The organism is Vaccinium witches'-broom phytoplasma str. VAC (assembly GCF_000309405.1).
Classification (GTDB): Bacteria; Bacillota_I; Bacilli_A; order Acholeplasmatales; family Acholeplasmataceae; genus Phytoplasma.
This window is the reverse complement of sequence record NZ_AKIN01000185.1, coordinates 1-765: the sequence shown is the minus strand read 5'-3', so window position 1 is coordinate 765 and position 765 is coordinate 1. Positions and strand designations below refer to the sequence as shown.

Here is a 765-nt window from a genome sequence, read left to right as displayed (position 1 = left end):
AACCCGTGAAGCAAGAAATTACCCTGAAGTAATAATTAAAAAAGATAAAAAAGGTAAAAATGTTTTTCATCATACAGGTAAAACTAAACAAGCAGCCGCTAAAACAGTAGTTAGTTTTAAAATTGCCTCAGTTTTAAAGCAAGAAGTAGCTGATCTAGAAATCATTAAAGAGTAGGCAATAAATGAAGAAAATTGTTTTTCTATTTAAATAAAAATTAAATAAAAGGAGATTTACATGTCTAAACAATTGAAAGAATTCAGAGATGCTGCGAATAAAGTATCAAAATTAAAAGCAGCAGGGTATACAATTAAACAATTAAAAGCTGTTAGATTTACACCCGAAGCATTAAAAACTGGCGGATTTACAGCTTTTGAATTAAGAGCTGCTGGATATACACCTAAACAATTAAAAAATGCTGGATTTACACCCCAAGATTTAAGAGCTGCTGGATATACAGCGAGAGATTTAAGAGATATTAGATTGACACTTAAACAATTAAGAGATCTTGGATTTACACCCAAAGAATCATATGATTCTGGATTTACAACTTATCAATTAAAAGCTTGCGGTTATACAGCCAAAGAATTCAGAAAGGCTGGATATCTAGTTTCAGATTTAAGAGAAGCTGGATTTAAATATAAAGACATATTAGCTGCTGGATATACACTTAAACAATTAATAGATGGTGGATATCCAGAACAAGAATTAATAGATGTTGGATATAGACTTAAAGAATTATATGATGAAGCAAGAAATAGCTGATC

At 30.3% G+C, this 765-nt stretch carries 1 protein-coding gene; it reads left to right on the top strand.

All coding sequences use genetic code 11. The features are described 5' to 3' along the window. Positions 1 to 235: 235 nt before the first annotated feature. Positions 236 to 763, top strand: coding sequence for a hypothetical protein (locus tag RI68_RS02835; protein WP_017193727.1), 528 nt, complete (start codon positions 236 to 238; stop codon positions 761 to 763). Positions 764 to 765 lie beyond the last annotated feature (2 nt).

Coding starts and splice junctions, on each gene's coding strand:
- RI68_RS02835 (WP_017193727.1), top strand. CDS start 236: ATGTCTAAACAATTGAAAGAATTCAGAGATGCTGCGAATAAAGTATCA.